The organism is Enterobacter sp. CRENT-193 (genome assembly GCF_002787395.1).
Lineage (GTDB): Bacteria > Pseudomonadota > Gammaproteobacteria > Enterobacterales > Enterobacteriaceae > Enterobacter > Enterobacter hormaechei_C.
Genome location: NZ_CP024812.1, coordinates 1,717,211 through 1,734,124 on the forward strand (window position 1 = coordinate 1,717,211; position 16,914 = coordinate 1,734,124).

Annotated in this window: 14 protein-coding genes; 11 read left to right on the forward strand and 3 right to left on the reverse strand. The window is 55.3% G+C overall.

The window, feature by feature from the left end:
* Positions 1–467: 467 nt before the first annotated feature.
* Positions 468–2,627 carry a bifunctional acyl-ACP--phospholipid O-acyltransferase/long-chain-fatty-acid--ACP ligase gene (gene aas, locus CU081_RS08515; protein WP_003862804.1) on the forward strand — a complete coding sequence of 720 codons (2,160 nt, stop codon included), beginning with the start codon at positions 468–470 and terminating at the stop codon, positions 2,625–2,627.
* Entirely contained in the window at positions 2,620–3,813 is a 1,194-nt protein-coding gene (lplT, locus tag CU081_RS08520; RefSeq protein WP_003862801.1) for a lysophospholipid transporter LplT, read from the forward strand. Before aas ends, lplT begins: the two co-directional genes overlap by 8 nt.
* A 93-nt stretch (positions 3,814–3,906) precedes the next feature.
* On the opposite strand, the gene CU081_RS08525 is transcribed toward lplT, so the two are convergent.
* The 3 genes from CU081_RS08525 to mutH all read right to left on the reverse strand — a co-directional run bounded on the left by CU081_RS08525 (position 3,907) and on the right by mutH (position 6,119).
* The gene (locus CU081_RS08525; RefSeq protein WP_003862795.1) at positions 3,907–4,947 is read right to left on the reverse strand and encodes an NADP(H)-dependent aldo-keto reductase; all 1,041 of its coding nucleotides are present in this window, start codon (positions 4,945–4,947) and stop codon (positions 3,907–3,909) included.
* A 132-nt stretch (positions 4,948–5,079) separates the two neighbouring features.
* Positions 5,080–5,298: a YgdI/YgdR family lipoprotein gene (locus CU081_RS08530; protein WP_058647460.1), complete on the reverse strand. Its 219-nt coding sequence runs from the start codon at positions 5,296–5,298 to the stop codon at positions 5,080–5,082.
* A 128-nt stretch (positions 5,299–5,426) separates the two neighbouring features.
* On the reverse strand, positions 5,427–6,119 hold the full coding sequence (gene mutH / locus CU081_RS08535; RefSeq protein WP_003862792.1) for a DNA mismatch repair endonuclease MutH: 693 nt from the start codon (positions 6,117–6,119) through the stop codon (positions 5,427–5,429).
* A gap of 683 nt (positions 6,120–6,802) precedes the next feature.
* Between mutH and rppH the strand changes: the two genes are divergently transcribed.
* From rppH to recC, 9 genes are all read left to right on the forward strand, one after another.
* On the forward strand, positions 6,803–7,333 hold the full coding sequence (gene rppH, locus CU081_RS08540; protein ID WP_003862791.1) for an RNA pyrophosphohydrolase: 531 nt from the start codon (positions 6,803–6,805) through the stop codon (positions 7,331–7,333).
* Positions 7,334–7,345: 12 nt separating this feature from the next.
* Complete coding sequence (gene ptsP / locus CU081_RS08545) at positions 7,346–9,592, forward strand: phosphoenolpyruvate--protein phosphotransferase (protein WP_003862789.1); 2,247 nt, start codon at positions 7,346–7,348, stop codon at positions 9,590–9,592.
* Positions 9,593–9,819: 227 nt separating this feature from the next.
* A complete protein-coding gene (gene lgt / locus CU081_RS08550; RefSeq protein WP_003862787.1) occupies positions 9,820–10,695 on the forward strand; it encodes a prolipoprotein diacylglyceryl transferase in 876 nt (291 codons plus the stop codon).
* Positions 10,696–10,701: 6 nt separating this feature from the next.
* Entirely contained in the window at positions 10,702–11,496 is a 795-nt protein-coding gene (thyA, locus tag CU081_RS08555; RefSeq protein ID WP_003862785.1) for a thymidylate synthase, read from the forward strand.
* A gap of 184 nt (positions 11,497–11,680) precedes the next feature.
* Positions 11,681–12,145, forward strand: coding sequence for a prepilin peptidase-dependent protein (locus CU081_RS08560; protein WP_003862783.1), 465 nt, complete (start codon positions 11,681–11,683; stop codon positions 12,143–12,145).
* Positions 12,136–12,696: a prepilin peptidase-dependent protein gene (locus CU081_RS08565; RefSeq protein ID WP_003862779.1), complete on the forward strand. Its 561-nt coding sequence runs from the start codon at positions 12,136–12,138 to the stop codon at positions 12,694–12,696. The genes CU081_RS08560 and CU081_RS08565 overlap by 10 nt, the downstream gene beginning before the upstream one ends.
* Positions 12,693–13,091, forward strand: a complete 399-nt coding sequence (locus CU081_RS08570; protein WP_003862778.1) for a DUF2509 family protein — start codon at positions 12,693–12,695, stop codon at positions 13,089–13,091. The genes CU081_RS08565 and CU081_RS08570 overlap by 4 nt, the downstream gene beginning before the upstream one ends.
* Entirely contained in the window at positions 13,076–13,399 is a 324-nt protein-coding gene (locus tag CU081_RS08575) for a prepilin-type N-terminal cleavage/methylation domain-containing protein (protein WP_003862776.1), read from the forward strand. Before CU081_RS08570 ends, CU081_RS08575 begins: the two co-directional genes overlap by 16 nt.
* A 12-nt stretch (positions 13,400–13,411) precedes the next feature.
* Positions 13,412–16,786 carry an exodeoxyribonuclease V subunit gamma gene (recC, locus tag CU081_RS08580; RefSeq protein ID WP_003862774.1) on the forward strand — a complete coding sequence of 1,125 codons (3,375 nt, stop codon included), beginning with the start codon at positions 13,412–13,414 and terminating at the stop codon, positions 16,784–16,786.
* Positions 16,787–16,914: the final 128 nt, after the last annotated feature.

Below are 16,914 nucleotides of genomic sequence, written 5' to 3' on the forward strand. Positions count from 1 at the left end.
ATAATGGTAATCTGAACCTTTAGTTACACTTTGCCTCAGGCTGTTGCGATTGTCCGTTAGCAACGATGCGTTATGAATTGCTAGAGTCGAGATCCCAGAGGTATTGATAGGTGGAATCAACTTCGGTTGATTAACACGATTTACACCAACCTGCGTTTTACGCAGGTTTTTTTTTGCCTGTAAGTTCAACCTGTAACAGCAAAAGAGAATATTCACACCTGGTTGCACTTCGGCTCATTCCCTTGCGTTTTCCCGCTGGCGAAGCCTGTCGCCGGAGGCCACAATCAAGATCCCAGAGGTATTGATTGGTGAGAATTCCTGGTACGTTTTCGTACTCTTCTCTTGCACCAACCTGCGCGGATGCGCAGGTTTTTTTTCGCCTCTGTTTTTGCTATCGCTCCCTCACTACTTCTCGTGTAATCTGCCACCATTTATACCTTTCACACTGGCTGGCAAAGGGAGTTGAAATGCTTTTTGGGTTCTTCCGCACACTGTTTCGTGTCCTGTTTCGCATCCGCGTGACTGGCGATACGCAGGCACTCTATGGCGAGCGTGTTCTTATCACACCGAATCACGTCTCTTTTCTTGATGGCGTATTGCTGGCGCTGTTTTTGCCCGTGCGGCCCGTCTTCGCGGTGTACAGCTCCATCAGTGAAAAATGGTACATGCGCTGGCTCAAACCGCTGATTGATTTTGTCCCGCTCGATCCAACCAAACCGATGATGATTAAACATCTGGTGCGTCTGATTGGGCAGGGGCGTCCGGTGGTTATCTTCCCGGAAGGGCGGATTTCAGTGACGGGCTCCCTGATGAAAATTTACGATGGGGCCGGTTTTGTCGCGGCGAAGTCTCAGGCCACCGTCGTGCCGCTACGCATCGACGGGGCTGAGCTGACCTTTTTCAGTCGTCTGAAAGGGCTGGTGAAGCAGCGTCTGTTCCCGAAAATTACGCTGCATATATTACCGCCGACGTCACTGCCGATGCCCGAGGCGCCGCGTGCGCGCGACCGCCGTAAAATCGCCGGGGAAATGCTGCACCAGATTATGATGGAAGCACGCATGGCCGTTCGCCCGCGCGAGACGCTGTATGAATCGTTGCTGTCGGCCCAGTATCGCTACGGTGCGAAGAAAAACTGCATCGAAGACATCAACTTTACGCCGGATACCTACCGTAAGCTGTTGACCAAAACGCTGTTTGTCGGGCGTATCCTGGAAAAATACAGCAAACAGGGTGAAAAGATCGGCCTGATGCTGCCAAACGCGGGTATCAGCGCGGCGGTGATCTTTGGTGCCGTCTCCCGGGGCCGCATTCCGGCGATGATGAACTACACGGCGGGCGTGAAAGGGCTCTCCAGCGCGATTACCGCGGCGCAAATCAACACCGTCTTTACCTCCCGCCAGTTCCTGGATAAAGGCAAGCTGTGGCACCTGCCGGAACAGCTGACGCAGGTGCGCTGGGTGTTCCTGGAAGATCTGAAAGCAGACGTCACGACCGCCGACAAGCTGTGGATTTTCGCGCACCTGCTATTGCCGCGTCTGGCGCAGGTTAAGCAGCAGCCGGAGGATGATGCCATTATCCTCTTTACCTCCGGCTCTGAAGGCAACCCGAAAGGTGTGGTTCACAGTCACAAAAGCATTCTGGCGAACGTCGAACAGATTAAAACCATTGCTGACTTTACCGCCAACGATCGCTTTATGTCGGCGCTGCCGCTGTTCCACTCATTTGGTCTGACCGTGGGGCTCTTTACGCCGCTGCTGACCGGTGCCGAGGTGTTCCTCTACCCAAGCCCGCTGCACTACCGCATTGTGCCGGAACTGGTTTATGACCGTAACTGCACGGTGCTGTTCGGGACGTCCACCTTCCTCGGAAACTACGCGCGCTTCGCCAACCCGTATGATTTCTTCCGCGTGCGCTACGTGGTGGCGGGGGCGGAAAAACTCCAGGACAGCACGCGCCAAATCTGGCAGGACAAGTTTGGCCTGCGCATTCTGGAAGGCTATGGCGTGACGGAGTGCGCGCCGGTGGTCTCCATCAACGTTCCGATGGCGGCAAAACCCGGAACGGTTGGCCGCATTCTGCCGGGGCTGGACGCGCGTCTGCTGGCGGTGCCGGGTATTGAAGACGGCGGACGTCTTCAGCTGAAAGGGCCGAACGTCATGAACGGCTATTTGCGTGTGGAAAACCCGGGGGTGCTTGAGGCGCCGACGGCTGAGAACGTCAATGGCGAGGTTGAAACGGGCTGGTACGACACGGGCGATATCGTGCGCTTCGACGATCAGGGCTTCGTGCAGATCCAGGGACGCGCAAAACGCTTCGCCAAAATCGCCGGGGAAATGGTCTCTCTTGAAATGGTCGAGACGCTGGCGACCGCAGTCTCAGCAGAGAAAATGCATGCGACCGTGGTGAAAAGTGATGCCAGTAAAGGCGAGGCGCTGGTGCTCTTCACAACAGACGGTGAACTGAAGCGTGACGCGCTGCTCAGGTATGCACGCGAACACGGTATCCCCGAGCTGGCGGTCCCCCGCGATATTCGTTACCTCAAACAGTTACCGGTGCTGGGCAGCGGTAAACCCGATTTCGTGACCCTGAAGGGCATGGTTGAAGAGGCGGAACAGCAAAATGCGTGAGTCAGTGCACACTAACACTTCAATCTGGTCGAAAGGCATGATGGCGGTTATCGCCGCCCAGTTTCTTTCCGCGTTCGGCGATAACGCGTTGCTGTTTGCCACGCTGGCGTTGCTGAAAGCTGAGTTTTATCCCGACTGGAGCCAGCCGATCCTACAGATGGTGTTTGTGGGTGCTTACATCGTATTTGCGCCGTTTGTCGGCCAGGTGGCGGACAGCTTCCCGAAAGGTCGGGTCATGATGTTTGCCAACAGCCTTAAGCTTCTGGGCGCGGCAAGTATCTGCTTTGGTATCAATCCTTTCGTCGGCTACACGCTGGTGGGCATTGGTGCGGCAGCCTACTCCCCGGCGAAGTACGGCATTCTGGGTGAGCTCACCACCGGTGATAAGCTGGTGAAGGCCAACGGCCTGATGGAGTCCTCCACCATTGCGGCTATTCTGCTGGGTTCGGTGGCGGGTGGCGTACTGGCAGACTGGCATGTGCTCGCCGCGCTTGGCATCTGCGCCCTGATGTACGGTGGCGCGGTGATCGCCAACCTGTTTATCCCCAAACTGGCCGTGGCGCGTCCGGGGCAATCCTGGCGCTTCGGGCCCATGACCGGCAGCTTCTTCAACGCCTGCCGCGTACTGTGGCGTAACGGTGAAACACGCTTCTCGCTGATGGGCACCAGCATGTTCTGGGGGGCCGGCGTTACGCTGCGTTTCCTGCTGGTGCTATGGGTGCCGGTGGCGCTGGGCATTACTGACAACGCCACGCCGACTTACCTGAATGCCATGGTCGCCGTCGGGATTGTTGTCGGGGCCGGGGCTGCGGCAAAACTGGTGACGCTGGAAACCGTCGCGCGCTGCATGCCTGCGGGGATCCTGATTGGCGTCGGCGTTCTGTTCTTCTCCCTGCAACATGCCCTATTGCCTGCCTATGCCCTGCTGTTGCTGATCGGCATGTTAGGCGGTTTCTTTGTGGTGCCGCTAAACGCGCTGTTGCAGGAGCGCGGCAAGCAGACCGTTGGGGCGGGTAACGCCATTGCGGTGCAAAACCTTGGTGAAAACATGGCGATGTTGCTGATGCTGGGGATTTACTCGCTGGCGGTAAAAGCAGGTGCGCCGGTCGTGGCAATCGGGGTAGGATTCGGCGCGCTGTTCGCGCTGGCGATTAGCGGGCTGTGGGTCTGGCAGCGTCGTCGTTGAATTGTGCTGCCTGATGCCCTCACCCCGGCCCTCTCCCACAGAGAGAGGGTGAAAACCCTAAAAACGGCAACGTGCGTTGCCGTTTTGCTTTTATTACGGTGCCGGGTAGGTATAAACCTGATGCACCGCTTCTATCTCCGCTAATACCTCTTCACTCAGGTTCAGATTGAAACTCTCAATATTGGTTTTCAACTGATCCATCGTCGTTGCGCCGAGCAGGGTACTCGCCACAAATGGCTGACGACGCACGAAGGCCAGCGCCATCTGCGCCGGATCGAGTCCGTGGCGTTTCGCGATATCCACGTAGGCCGCAACGGCTTTTTGCGTCTGCTCGCCGCTATAGCGGGTGAAGCGGCTGAAAAGCGTGTTACGCGCGCCAGCCGGTTTCGCGCCGTTCAGGTATTTGCCCGTCAGGGTACCGAAGCCCAGACAGGAGTAGGCGAGCAGCTCCACCTCTTCGTACTGCGTCACCTCCGCCAGACCCACTTCATAACTGCGGTTCAGCAGGCTGTACGGGTTCTGAATGGTCACGATGCGCGGCAGATCGTGTTTATCGGCCAGATGCAGATAGCGCATCACGCCAAACGCCGTCTCGTTGGAAACGCCGATGTAGCGGATCTTACCCGCCCGCTGGCACTCCGTGAGCGCTTCCAGCGTTTCCAGCAGGGTAACGGCCGGAGCACTTTCGTTCCAGGTGTAGCCAAGCTTACCGAAGCAGTTCGTCGGACGCTGCGGCCAGTGCACCTGATAAAGATCGAGATAGTCGGTTTGCAGGCGCTTGAGGCTTGCATCCAGCGCCGCACGGATATTCTTGCGATCGAGGATCTGATTAGGGCGGATCCCGGCATCGTTATTACGGGAAGGTCCGCTGACTTTGGAGGCGATGACCAGCTTTTCGCGATTGCCGCGTTTCGCCAGCCAGTTGCCGACATACGTTTCAGTAAGACCTTGTGTTTCCGGGCGGGGAGGAACGGGGTACATCTCCGCCACGTCAATCAGGTTAATGCCCTGGCTGACGGCGTAATCGAGTTGTGCATGGGCATCGGCTTCGCTGTTTTGTTCACCAAATGTCATGGTGCCCAACCCCAGTTGGCTGATCTCCAGAGCGCTGTGGGGGATACGATGATAATGCATAGCCGGTTTCCTTTTTTAGACATACAGACTGCGTCAGGAGCCTCCCGACAAAGGAATATAAACATGGCAGAGGGAAGGCAAAAGGGGAAGGAAAAAATCAAAAAGGCCAGCAAGCTACTGACCTTTATCTGTTTAACGCTCGATGATCTGGGAGACTTCGTCGCGATTAATCTGCATTTGATTGCCTTCGCGATCGCGGTAACTCACCAGACCGGTATCGTCGTCGACTTCGGGTTTGCCATCGGTCAGGATCATATGACCATCTTTCGTTGACATGACATAGTCGCTGCTACAACCCGATACCGCAAACGCTAAACCGACTGCTGAGATAATTACTGCCCATTTTTTCATCGTTCTCATCCTCACCTGGCTCGTATCAAATCATAGTGTAGTAATAACCTGATATTACGACAGGTGAAAGGGGGGAAATCTTAAAATGGAGGAGATTATGTTAGCCGGAGCGCAAAATTAGTAAAAAACTATGTTTTCAACAGGAAGTGGCGTGCCAGCAGTGCCCCGGTGAAATTCTTTTTAAGATAGAAACCGCGCGGCAGCGTCAGGATCGGTTCGCCCTGTGCGCCTACCGCTTCAGTGAGCGCTTTGCTATTGGCGGCTTTAGGACGAAGTTGCAGCACTTCGCCATGCCGGGCGGTGATCCGCTCAACCTGTCCCAGCACAATCATGTCCATCAGCTCTTCCCAGTCCTGGGAAAGCAGTCTCTCCTCTTCATCATTCGGACTCCAGAGCAGCGGGGCGCCAACGCGACGCTCTGCCAGCGGGATCTGCCTGTCGCCCTCAACGGGTACCCACAACACCCGCTTCAGCTTATGCCTGACGTGGCTGGTTTCCCAGGTCACTCCGCTGTTACCCGTGAGCGGCGCAACGCAGACAAAGGTGGTTTCCAGCGGCCGCCCCTGGCTATCGATGGGGATCGTCTTCAGTTCCACCCCCAGCGCCGCAAAATCTTGCTCGGGTTTACTGCCCGCGCTTGCGCCCAGCCAGCGTTCCAGCAACACGCCGATCCAGCCCTTATCACGCTTTAGATCGTTGGGTATCGTCAACCCCGCCATCACGGCCAGCTCGCCCAGTGAATAGCCTGCCAGACGTTGCGCCTGCTGGAGCAACTGGGCTTCACTGACGGGAGGGGAGAGCAGTGGGGCGAGAGAATGCATACTAACAACCTTTTGATTAAAAAATGAGCTGATATTTTATCCCTTGTGGACAGAGTTTACCTTTTTCTGAGTGAATATCCCATGCGTATGATTTATTTCATCTTTTTTAGACTATAGCCCGTCGCGCCGCGGCTAAAAAACAGGTTGTGCAATTCTGGTCACTGACAATAAACAGGATCTTACACCATGTTATCCACAGAAAAATGGGATAACTGGGAATAACTGCCACTACTGTTTCAATTTACAGCCTTGACGTGCGATGAAAATCGAATTTTCACACAAATTGTGCCTAACTTATTGGCACAATCTGTGGATAAAACCGACGCTGTTCGATCTTTCATCAGCAGGAGGATCTTTGATGTGACGATCGTCACGTTAATCGCCTCTGGCACCCTTAATTCCAATATAATATTATGAATTTAAATGATTTATTTTTGGCAGGGTAAAGTGGCGTTTCGTCGGGTTAAAAGGTTGTTCATCGGTAATTCCGCACTTCTTCACAACTATATCCACAGAAAAGGTGAATAAAAATGGTCTCTGTCGCCCGCATCTGTTTATAACTCCTCACTAAATTGTGAGTTATTCAAATGTTATTAGGTTGCAGGCCTGTAAGAGAGTGGTTTACCGCCTCCCTGTAGTGTGAAACAATCATTCATATATCAGATTTAGTTTGGGGTAGTCCGGTGATTGATGACGATGGCTACCGCCCAAACGTAGGAATAGTAATTTGTAATCGTCAGGGCCAGGTGATGTGGGCCCGGCGATATGGTCAGCACTCCTGGCAGTTCCCGCAAGGCGGGATCAATCCTGGAGAGTCCCCAGAACAAGCGATGTACCGGGAGCTGTTTGAAGAGGTTGGTTTAAGCCGAAAAGATGTTCGTATTCTGGCTTCGACCCGCAACTGGTTGCGTTACAAGTTACCGAAACGTTTGGTGCGTTGGGACACAAAGCCGGTTTGTATCGGCCAGAAACAGAAGTGGTTTCTTTTGCAGTTGGTGGGCAACGATTCAGATATCAATATGCAAACCAGCAGCACGCCAGAGTTTGATGGCTGGCGCTGGGTAAGCTACTGGTATCCGGTTCGTCAGGTCGTGTCATTTAAGCGCGATGTATATCGTAGGGTGATGAAAGAGTTCGCAAGTGTCGTGATGCAGCTTCAGGAGACGCCTCCGAAGCCACAGAGCGCACCTGCCTGGCGACGTAAAAGAGGTTAAGCTACGCAAATCATGCTCACCCGCTTGCGAGAAATAGTTGAAAAGGTTGCCAGTGCGCCTCGCCTCAACGAGGCGCTGAATATTCTGGTGACGGACATCTGTCTTGCGATGGAAACCGAGGTCTGTTCGGTCTACCTGGCCGATCATGACCGACGTTGCTACTACCTGATGGCAACCCGCGGTTTAAAAAAACCACGGGGACGCACCGTCACGCTCGCGTTTGATGAAGGTATTGTTGGCCTGGTCGGGCGACTGGCGGAGCCAATCAACCTTGCCGATGCGCAAAAACACCCCAGCTTCAAATATATCCCTTCCGTCAAAGAGGAGCGGTTCCGCGCTTTCCTTGGCGTGCCTATTATTCAGCGCCGCCAACTGCTTGGCGTGCTTGTTGTCCAGCAACGAGAGTTGCGGCAGTACGACGAAAGCGAGGAGTCTTTCCTCGTCACGCTGGCAACGCAGATGGCTGCTATCCTCTCCCAGTCTCAGCTGGCAGCCCTTTTTGGGCAGTATCGTCATACCCGCATCCGCGCGCTTCCGGCCTCGCCGGGCGTCGCGATTGCCGAAGGCTGGATGGATGCCACGCTCCCGCTGATGGAGCAGGTCTACGAAGCCTCGACGCTGGATGAAGCGCTTGAGCGCGAACGGCTTACCGCTGCGCTGGAAGAGGCGGCGAATGAGTTTCGTCGCTACAGCAAACGCTTTGCCGCTGGCGCGCAAAAAGAGACGGCGGCTATTTTCGATCTCTACTCACACCTGCTTTCCGATGCGCGTTTGCGTCGTGAGTTATTTGCCGAGGTCGATAAAGGGTCGGTGGCAGAATGGGCGGTTAAAAAGGTCATTGAAAAATTTGCTGAGCAGTTTGCGGTGCTGACTGACGGTTATCTGAAAGAGCGCGCCGGCGATTTACGCGCGCTTGGGCAACGTCTGCTGTTCCACCTCGATGATACTATTCAGGGGGCGAACGCCTGGCCGAACCGGTTTGTGCTGGTGGCCGATGAACTCTCAGCGACGACGCTGGCTGAATTACCGCAGGACAGGCTGGCGGGCGTGGTGGTGCGCGATGGCGCTGCTAACTCCCATGCCGCCATTATGGTGCGCGCGCTCGGTATTCCGACCGTGATGGGGGCGGATATTCAGCCCTCCGTACTGCATCGCCGTACGCTGGTGGTGGACGGATATCGTGGTGAGTTGCTGGTGGATCCTGAACCGGTTCTCCTTCAGGAGTACCAGCGTCTTATCAGCGAAGAGAATGAATTAAGCAAGCTGGCGGAAGATGACGTCAACCTGCCCGCGCAGCTCAAGAGCGGTGAGCGGGTGAAGGTGATGCTCAACGCTGGCTTAAGCCCCGAGCATGAAGAGAAGCTCGGCAGCCGCATCGATGGCATCGGCCTCTACCGCACTGAAATACCGTTTATGCTGCAAAGCGGCTTCCCGTCAGAAGAGGAGCAGGTGGCGCAGTATCAGGGCATGTTGCAGATGTTTAATGACAAACCCGTCACGTTGCGCACCCTGGACGTCGGCGCGGATAAGCAACTGCCCTATATGCCCATCAGTGAAGAGAATCCCTGCCTCGGCTGGCGTGGGATCCGCATAACCCTCGATCAGCCGGAAATCTTCCTTATCCAGGTTCGTGCCATGCTGCGTGCCAACGCGGCCACGGGGAATCTCAGCATTTTGCTGCCGATGGTCACCAGTATTGACGAGATCGACGAAGCGCGGCGGTTGATAGAACGTGCAGGGCGCGAAGTGGAAGAGATGATCGGCTATGCGATCCCTAAACCCCGTATCGGCGTGATGCTTGAAGTGCCTTCGATGGTCTTTATGTTGCCGCAGCTGGCGACCCGCGTTGATTTTATCTCCGTTGGTACCAACGACTTAACGCAATACATTCTGGCAGTCGATCGCAACAATACGCGTGTTGCCAGCATCTACGATAGCCTGCACCCGGCGATGCTTCGTGCCCTGGCGATGATCGCCCGCGAAGCCGAGCAGCATAATATCGACCTGCGCCTGTGCGGTGAAATGGCCGGCGATCCGATGTGCGTGGCGATCCTGATTGGTCTCGGTTTCCGTCACCTGTCAATGAACGGACGTTCCGTTGCGCGTGTGAAATACCTGTTACGTCACATCGAACAAGATGAGGCGCGCGAACTGGCCGCGCGTAGCCTGGAAGCACAGCTGGCAGCCGAAGTGCGCCATCAGGTGGCTGCGTTTATGGAGCGACGCGGCATGGGCGGTTTGATCCGCGGCGGCCGCTGATCCCCACAAAATAATGACTGCTCGGACGACCCCTCTCCCTTGAGGGAGAGGGATGGGGTGAGGGAGAACTGCGTGCATGAACCCCTATACACATCTTTTACATCTCAGGCGCATCCTCCGCGCCTGCCTTATGCTATGATTCGCAACTTTGGAGCACCTGCCAACGGCGGGAATGCAATTCACCCGCTGTCCACTTTCAGCGGAATAACAACATCTTGTGGTGACAGATGAACAGTGGTTATCTGCATTTTCCGGAATTCGATCCGGTTATTTTCTCAATAGGACCTGTAGCGCTGCACTGGTACGGTCTGATGTACCTGGTGGGCTTCGTTTTTGCCATGTGGCTTGCTGGCCGTCGCGCCAGTCGTCCGGGCAGTGGATGGACGAAGAACGAAGTGGAAAACCTGCTTTATGCCGGCTTCCTCGGCGTATTCCTGGGAGGTCGCATCGGTTATGTCCTGTTCTATAATTTCCCGGTATTCCTGAACGACCCGCTCTATCTGTTCCGCGTCTGGGACGGCGGTATGTCCTTCCACGGCGGACTGATTGGTGTGATCCTCGTGATGGTGATCTTCGCCAGACGCACCAAACGCAACTTCTTCCAGGTGGCTGATTTTATTGCGCCGTTAATCCCGTTTGGGCTGGGCGCAGGGCGTCTGGGCAATTTCATCAACGGTGAGCTGTGGGGGCGTGTCGATCCGAGCGTGCCGTTTACCATGCTGTTCCCGGGCTCCCGCGCAGAGGATATCGCGCTGCTGCCTTCGCATCCTGAGTGGCAGTCCATTTTCGATACCTACGGCGTCCTGCCGCGCCATATGTCACAGCTCTATGAGCTGGCGCTGGAAGGCGTGGTGCTGTTCATCATCCTGAATCTTTATATCCGCAAACCGCGTCCAATGGGGGCTGTCTCCGGTCTGTTCCTGATTGGCTACGGCGCGTTTCGTATCATCGTCGAGTTCTTCCGCCAGCCGGATGCGCAGTTTACCGGTGAATGGGTACAGTACATCAGCATGGGGCAGATCCTCTCCATCCCGATGATTGTCGCGGGTGCCATTATGATGATTTGGGCGTATCGTCGTCGTCCACAGCAACAACTTTCCTGAGGAATCATGAAACAGTATCTTGAATTGATGAAAAAAGTGCTCGACGAGGGCACGCCGAAAAACGACCGCACCGGCACCGGTACGCTCTCCATTTTTGGCCACCAGATGCGCTTCAATCTGCAAGAAGGCTTTCCTCTGGTGACAACGAAGCGCTGCCATCTGCGCTCGATCATTCATGAACTGCTCTGGTTCCTGCAAGGCGATACCAACGTTGCTTATCTGCATGAAAACAATGTCTCCATCTGGGACGAGTGGGCAGATGAGAACGGTGACCTGGGTCCGGTCTACGGCAAGCAATGGCGCGCGTGGCCTACCCCGGACGGCCGCCATATTGACCAGATCACGACCGTCATAAACCAGCTGAAAAATGATCCGGACTCGCGCCGTATCATTGTCTCTGCCTGGAACGTGGGTGAACTGGATAAAATGGCGCTGGCGCCTTGCCACGCGTTTTTCCAGTTTTACGTGGCGGACGGCAAGCTCTCCTGCCAGCTCTATCAACGCTCCTGCGACGTGTTCCTCGGCCTGCCGTTTAACATCGCCAGCTACGCGCTGTTGGTGCATATGATGGCGCAGCAGTGCGATCTTGAAGTGGGCGATTTTGTCTGGACGGGCGGTGATACCCACCTCTACAGCAATCATATGGAACAGACGCATCTCCAGCTGACGCGCGAACCGCGTGCATTGCCGAAGCTGGTGATCAAACGTAAACCGGACTCGATCTTCGATTACCGTTTTGATGATTTCGAGATTGAGGGTTACGACCCGCATCCCGGCATTAAAGCTCCTGTCGCCATCTGATACGGCAAATCCTGACACAACCGGTGCTCTTTAGCGCCGGTTTTTTTTCACGCCCGTTTTGTTTTTCGAGCCTGTTTCCAGAGATGATGCAACGCGTTGCAACGGGTGAAATTCTCCTGAAAGCGGCTCGTAAAGTTCTGGTTTGACGCTCGCACCCTTTCTGCTATTCCTCCACACTCCCGCCATGAAAAACGAACAAGGCTTTACGCTTATCGAAACCCTTATCGCCGTTTCGCTGGCAGTGATCCTCAGCGCCACAGGACTCTATGGCTGGGACAGCTGGCAGCAGCGGCAGCGGCTTTGGCAAACCGCCTGCCAGGTGCGGGATTACCTGGTGTTTTTGCGCAATGACGCCAACCGTCACAACAGCGAGCACAGGATCGCGCTGTATAACGACGGTGAAAAGAACTGTCTGGCCAGTTCAGCGGTGACCGGTTGTGACAGCGGCGGACCGTTCGTGATGAAGCCGATGTGGCCAGGGGTCACGATAAGCGACATAACACCTGCGCTGGGATTTTACGGTTTAAGAGATACCGCGTGGGCCGGACATATCCGGGTGCAGAGCCGCGCTGGTGGGTGGTGGGTTATTGTCTCAAATGGCGGACGTATCAGGCTGTGTAATGCCGCAGGAGAAGGTGCATGCCAGTAAATCGAAAAGGGTTTTCCCTGCTGGAAGTGCTGATTGCGATGACGATAAGCAGCATTCTGTTACTCAGCACGTCACGTTTTTTACCGGGGCTACAGCGGGGGGTTTTACTGCAATCCGGGCAGCAGGAGCTGGAGGATGAGGTCTGGCAACGTCTGTTCGCGGTCGGTAAACAGTTTCAGAGAGCAGGATACTGTGCAGGGCATTGCCAGGGACAGGGGATGATCATCGGCAGGCAAGGACGATGTGCGATTGTGCAATGGGATGCGAACAGCAACGGCCAGTGGGATAGCACCGCGTCGGAAAACGACAGTACGGGATTCCGGCTTGAGTCCGGATCGCTTGAAACGCTGCGGGGCGCCACATCCTGTGACGGTAAGGGATGGGATAAGCTCACCGACCCGGATCGGGTCCTGATAGAGCAATTTATGGTCACTAAAACCGATCGTGCTGGCTTTGCGCCGGTCATCAGTATCGAGCTGCGTGCCCGCCGTAAAGGTGAACTGACCGCCCCCTTTTCGGCTCGCCATACCGTAACGGGGTTTAATCTGTGAATCGTCAGCGGGGCATGTCATCGCTGGCGCTGGTCCTGCTATTGCTGGTGCTCGGCACGCTGATCCTCACCGGATTAAATCAGCAGTTGCAAACCTTTAGCACGCTGGTAAGTGGCGAGAGTTTGTCTGTTCGCCAGCAGGCTGCCGTGCAATCTGCACTGGAGTGGGGGCGCGTTCAGGAATGGGCTTTACAGCCAGAGGTTCAGTGCAAACAGACACAGCGTTTGCGGGTCTGTGTAAGGTTGTTTGGGGAGCGTGTTTTGCTTATTGCCGGCAATGACGATCTGTTGCTATGGCAAGGCGGGGACATCGCGGAAGGGCAGATACGCTTTTCCGCCCACGGCTGGAGTGATTTCTGCCCCCTTAAGGAAAGTACGCTATGTCAGTTACCCTGAGCAGACAAAAAGGATTTAGCATGGTGGAGGTTTTGCTGGCAATGATGTTGCTGGTTGTGGTTGTGACGGCGTTATCCGGATATCATCGCGCGCTGGCAGCCCGGTATGCGGCGCTTAGCCAGTATCGTCAGCTATGGCATCATGCGTGGAATCAATCGCAGATCTCAACATTAACGCTCCCGCCGGGCTGGCAGGTCAGTCGGGGGCAGACAACACAGTCCGGATGTGTCAGCATCACGGTCACACTTATTTCTCCTATGGGGCGGCAGGGCGCGTTAACGCGTCTGCACTGCCCGGTTAGCCGCTAGTCGGGAGCGTTTATGCTAAGGGTTTACCACTCAAATCGTCTGGATGTGCTGGAAGCACTGATGGAGTATATCGTTGAGCAAGAGCGTCTTGACGATCCGTTTGAGCCAGAAATGGTGCTGGTGCAGAGCACCGGTATGGCGCAGTGGCTGCAAATGTCCCTTTCGCAGAAATTTGGCATTGCGGCGAACATCGATTTTCCGCTGCCCGCGAGCTTTATCTGGGAGATGTTTGTTCGCGTCCTGCCGGACATCCCTGAGCAGAGCGCCTTCAACAAACAAAGCATGGCCTGGAAACTGATGACGCTGCTGCCGGACATGCTGGCGCGTGATGAGTTTGCCATGCTGCGGCACTACCTGAATGACGACACCGACAAGCGTAAACTTTTCCAGCTGGCCTCACGTACTGCCGACCTCTATGACCAGTATCTGGTTTACCGTGCAGACTGGCTGATTCGCTGGGAAGCGGGAGAATTAGTCGATGGGTTACCGGAAGCGCAAATCTGGCAGGCGCCGCTCTGGAAAGCGCTGGTCGAGCATACCGGGAAACTCGGTCAGCCTAAGTGGCACCGTGCTAACTTGTACGATCGCTTTATCTCGATACTTGAGAACAGCGCAGAACGGCCAGCCCGTTTGCCGTCACGCGTGTTCATTTGCGGTATCTCCGCGTTGCCGCCTGTCTACCTGAACGCGCTAAAAGCGCTCGGTAAGCACACTGATATCCATATCCTCTTTACCAACCCGTGTCGGCACTATTGGGGGGATATTCAGGATCCGCGCTGGCTTTCACGGCTGGTCACCCGTCAGAGAAAACGTCTCTTTGAAGAACGCGCGGTGCCGCTGTTTAAAGACAGTGAAAACGCGGCGCAGCTTTTTGATGAAGAGGGGATTCAGAACCTGCCGAACCCGCTGCTTGCCTCGTGGGGCAAGCTCGGACGTGACTATATTTATCTGCTTTCAGATATCACCTCCTCGGGAGAAGGGGATGTGGATGCGTTTGCCGATATTACGCCGGATAGCCTGCTGCACAATATTCAGCTTGATATTCTGGATTTAGAGAACCGTGCCGTTGCCGGGATCACTGCCGAGGAGTTTGCGCGAAGCGATAAGAAGCGAAAACTGGATCCTGACGATCGTAGTATCGCGATCCACGTTTGTCACAGCCCACAGCGTGAAGTTGAAATTCTTCATGACCGCCTGCTGGCCATGTTGCAGGACGACCCAACCCTGACACCGCGCGATATCGTGGTGATGGTGGCGGATATCGACAGCTACAGCCCGTTTATTCAGGCGGTATTTGGCAGCGCAACGGGCGACCGCTATCTGCCCTACGCAATCTCTGACCGTCGCGCTCGTCAGTCACACCCGGCGCTACAGGCCTTTATCAGCCTGCTTTCGCTGCCTGATAGCCGGTTTATCTCTGAGGATGTGCTGGCACTGCTGGATGTGCCAGTTCTGGCCGCACGTTTCAACATTAACGAAGAGGGGTTGCGCTATCTGCGCCAGTGGGTCAACGAATCCGGTGTCCGCTGGGGTATCGACGATGATAACGTCCAGGAGTTCGAACTGCCAGCAACCGGCCAGCATACCTGGCAGTTTGGGCTGACGCGCATGCTGCTGGGGTATGCAATGGAGAGCATCCACGGCGAATGGAATGACGTGCTGCCGTACGATGAATCCAGTGGGTTGATCGCGGAACTGGTTGGTCACTTAGCCTCGCTGCTTATGCAGCTCAACCGCTGGCGCCGTGCATTGATGCAGCCCCGCCCGCTCGAAGAGTGGCTGCCAGTTTGCCGCGAAATGCTGAATGATTTCTTCCTGCCGGACAGCGAAACTGAAGCCGCCATGGCGCTTATCGAGAAGCAGTGGCAGGCCATCGTTGATGAAGGGGTTAATTCGCACTATCACGAGGCGGTTCCCCTTTCGCTTCTGCGTGATGAGCTGACGCAACGTCTCGATCAGGAGCGCATCAGCCAGCGCTTCCTTGCGGGGCCGGTGAATATTTGTACCCTGATGCCAATGCGTTCAATCCCGTTCAAAGTGGTCTGTCTGCTTGGCATGAACGACGGTATTTATCCGCGTGCGCTGCCGCCTCTGGGCTTTGATCTTATGAGCGCACAACCGAAGCGGGGTGACCGCAGCCGCCGCGATGATGACCGTTATCTCTTCCTTGAGGCGCTGATGTCTGCGCAAAGCAGGCTTTATATCAGCTATATCGGACGTTCAATTCAGGATAACAGCGAGCGTTTCCCGTCTGTGCTGGTGCAGGAGCTAGTGGACTACATTGGACAGAGCCACTATCTGCCGGGCGATGAAGCCTGCAACTGCGACGAAAGCGAACGTCGGGTGATAGCGCATATCACTTGCCACCATAGCCGTATGCCGTTCGATCCTGTCAACTACGTTCCTGATGAACTGCAAAGCTATGCCCGCGAGTGGCTTCCCGCCGCGAAGAAAGCGGGGACGCCGCAAACCGATTTTATTCAGGCGCTCGAACCGCGCGCTATAGACACCCTCACGTTTGAGCAGCTACAGCGCTTTTGGGCACACCCGGTTCGGGCGTTTTTCCAGCAACGCTTGCAGGTGAATTTCCGCTCTGAAGAGAGCGAAATCCCCGATGCGGAACCGTTTATTCTTGATGGGCTGGAGCGTTTTAAGCTTAATTCCCAGCTTCTGAATGCGCTGGTTGACGAAGAAGACGCCAGTAAACTGTTTCGACGTTACAGGGCGTCGGGATTACTTCCGTATGGTGCATTCGGCGAAATCGTCTGGGATGCCCAGTGCGAGGAGATGCGAGCGCTAGCTGACCGCGTTATCGCGTGTCGGCAGCCGGCGAGCAGCATTGAAATCGATCTCGATTGTAACGGTATGCACCTTAGCGGCTGGCTCACGCACGTGCAGTCTGACGGGCTGCTGCGTTGGCGCCCATCCATGCTCAGCGTTTCACATGGCCTGCAACTCTGGCTCGAACATCTTGTCTACAGTGCGAGTGGTCACGAAGGTGAAAGCCGGTTGTTTGTACGTAAGGACGGCGAATGGCGCTTCCCGCGGATGGAGCCTGAGCAGGCGTTGACGTACCTGTCGCTTTATATTGAAGGTTACCGTCAGGGCATGAACAAACCCCTGCTTTTGCTGCCTGAAAGTGGGGGGGCATGGATAAAAGCCTGTTATGACGCGCAGAATGATGCCATGTTAACGGATGAGGCTTCGCTCCAGAAAGCGCGCAGCAAGTTTTTGCAGGCCTACGAAGGGAACATGATGGTACGTGGCGAAGGTGACGATGTCTGGTATCAACGTTTATGGCGAACGCTGGAGCCAGAATATTTCGACATTATCACCCAGGAGGCGCAACGCTACCTGTTACCGTTATACAAATTTAATCAGTCCTGAGTGCTGTATAAAAATTGCGCAGTATGAGGTGTTCATTTATGATGCACCTCTTATCACGGACTGATGTACCCAAAGAAAGAGATGCTGGCGTGTCCAGCACGCACGTTGTTAATGATGTAGCCGTGATA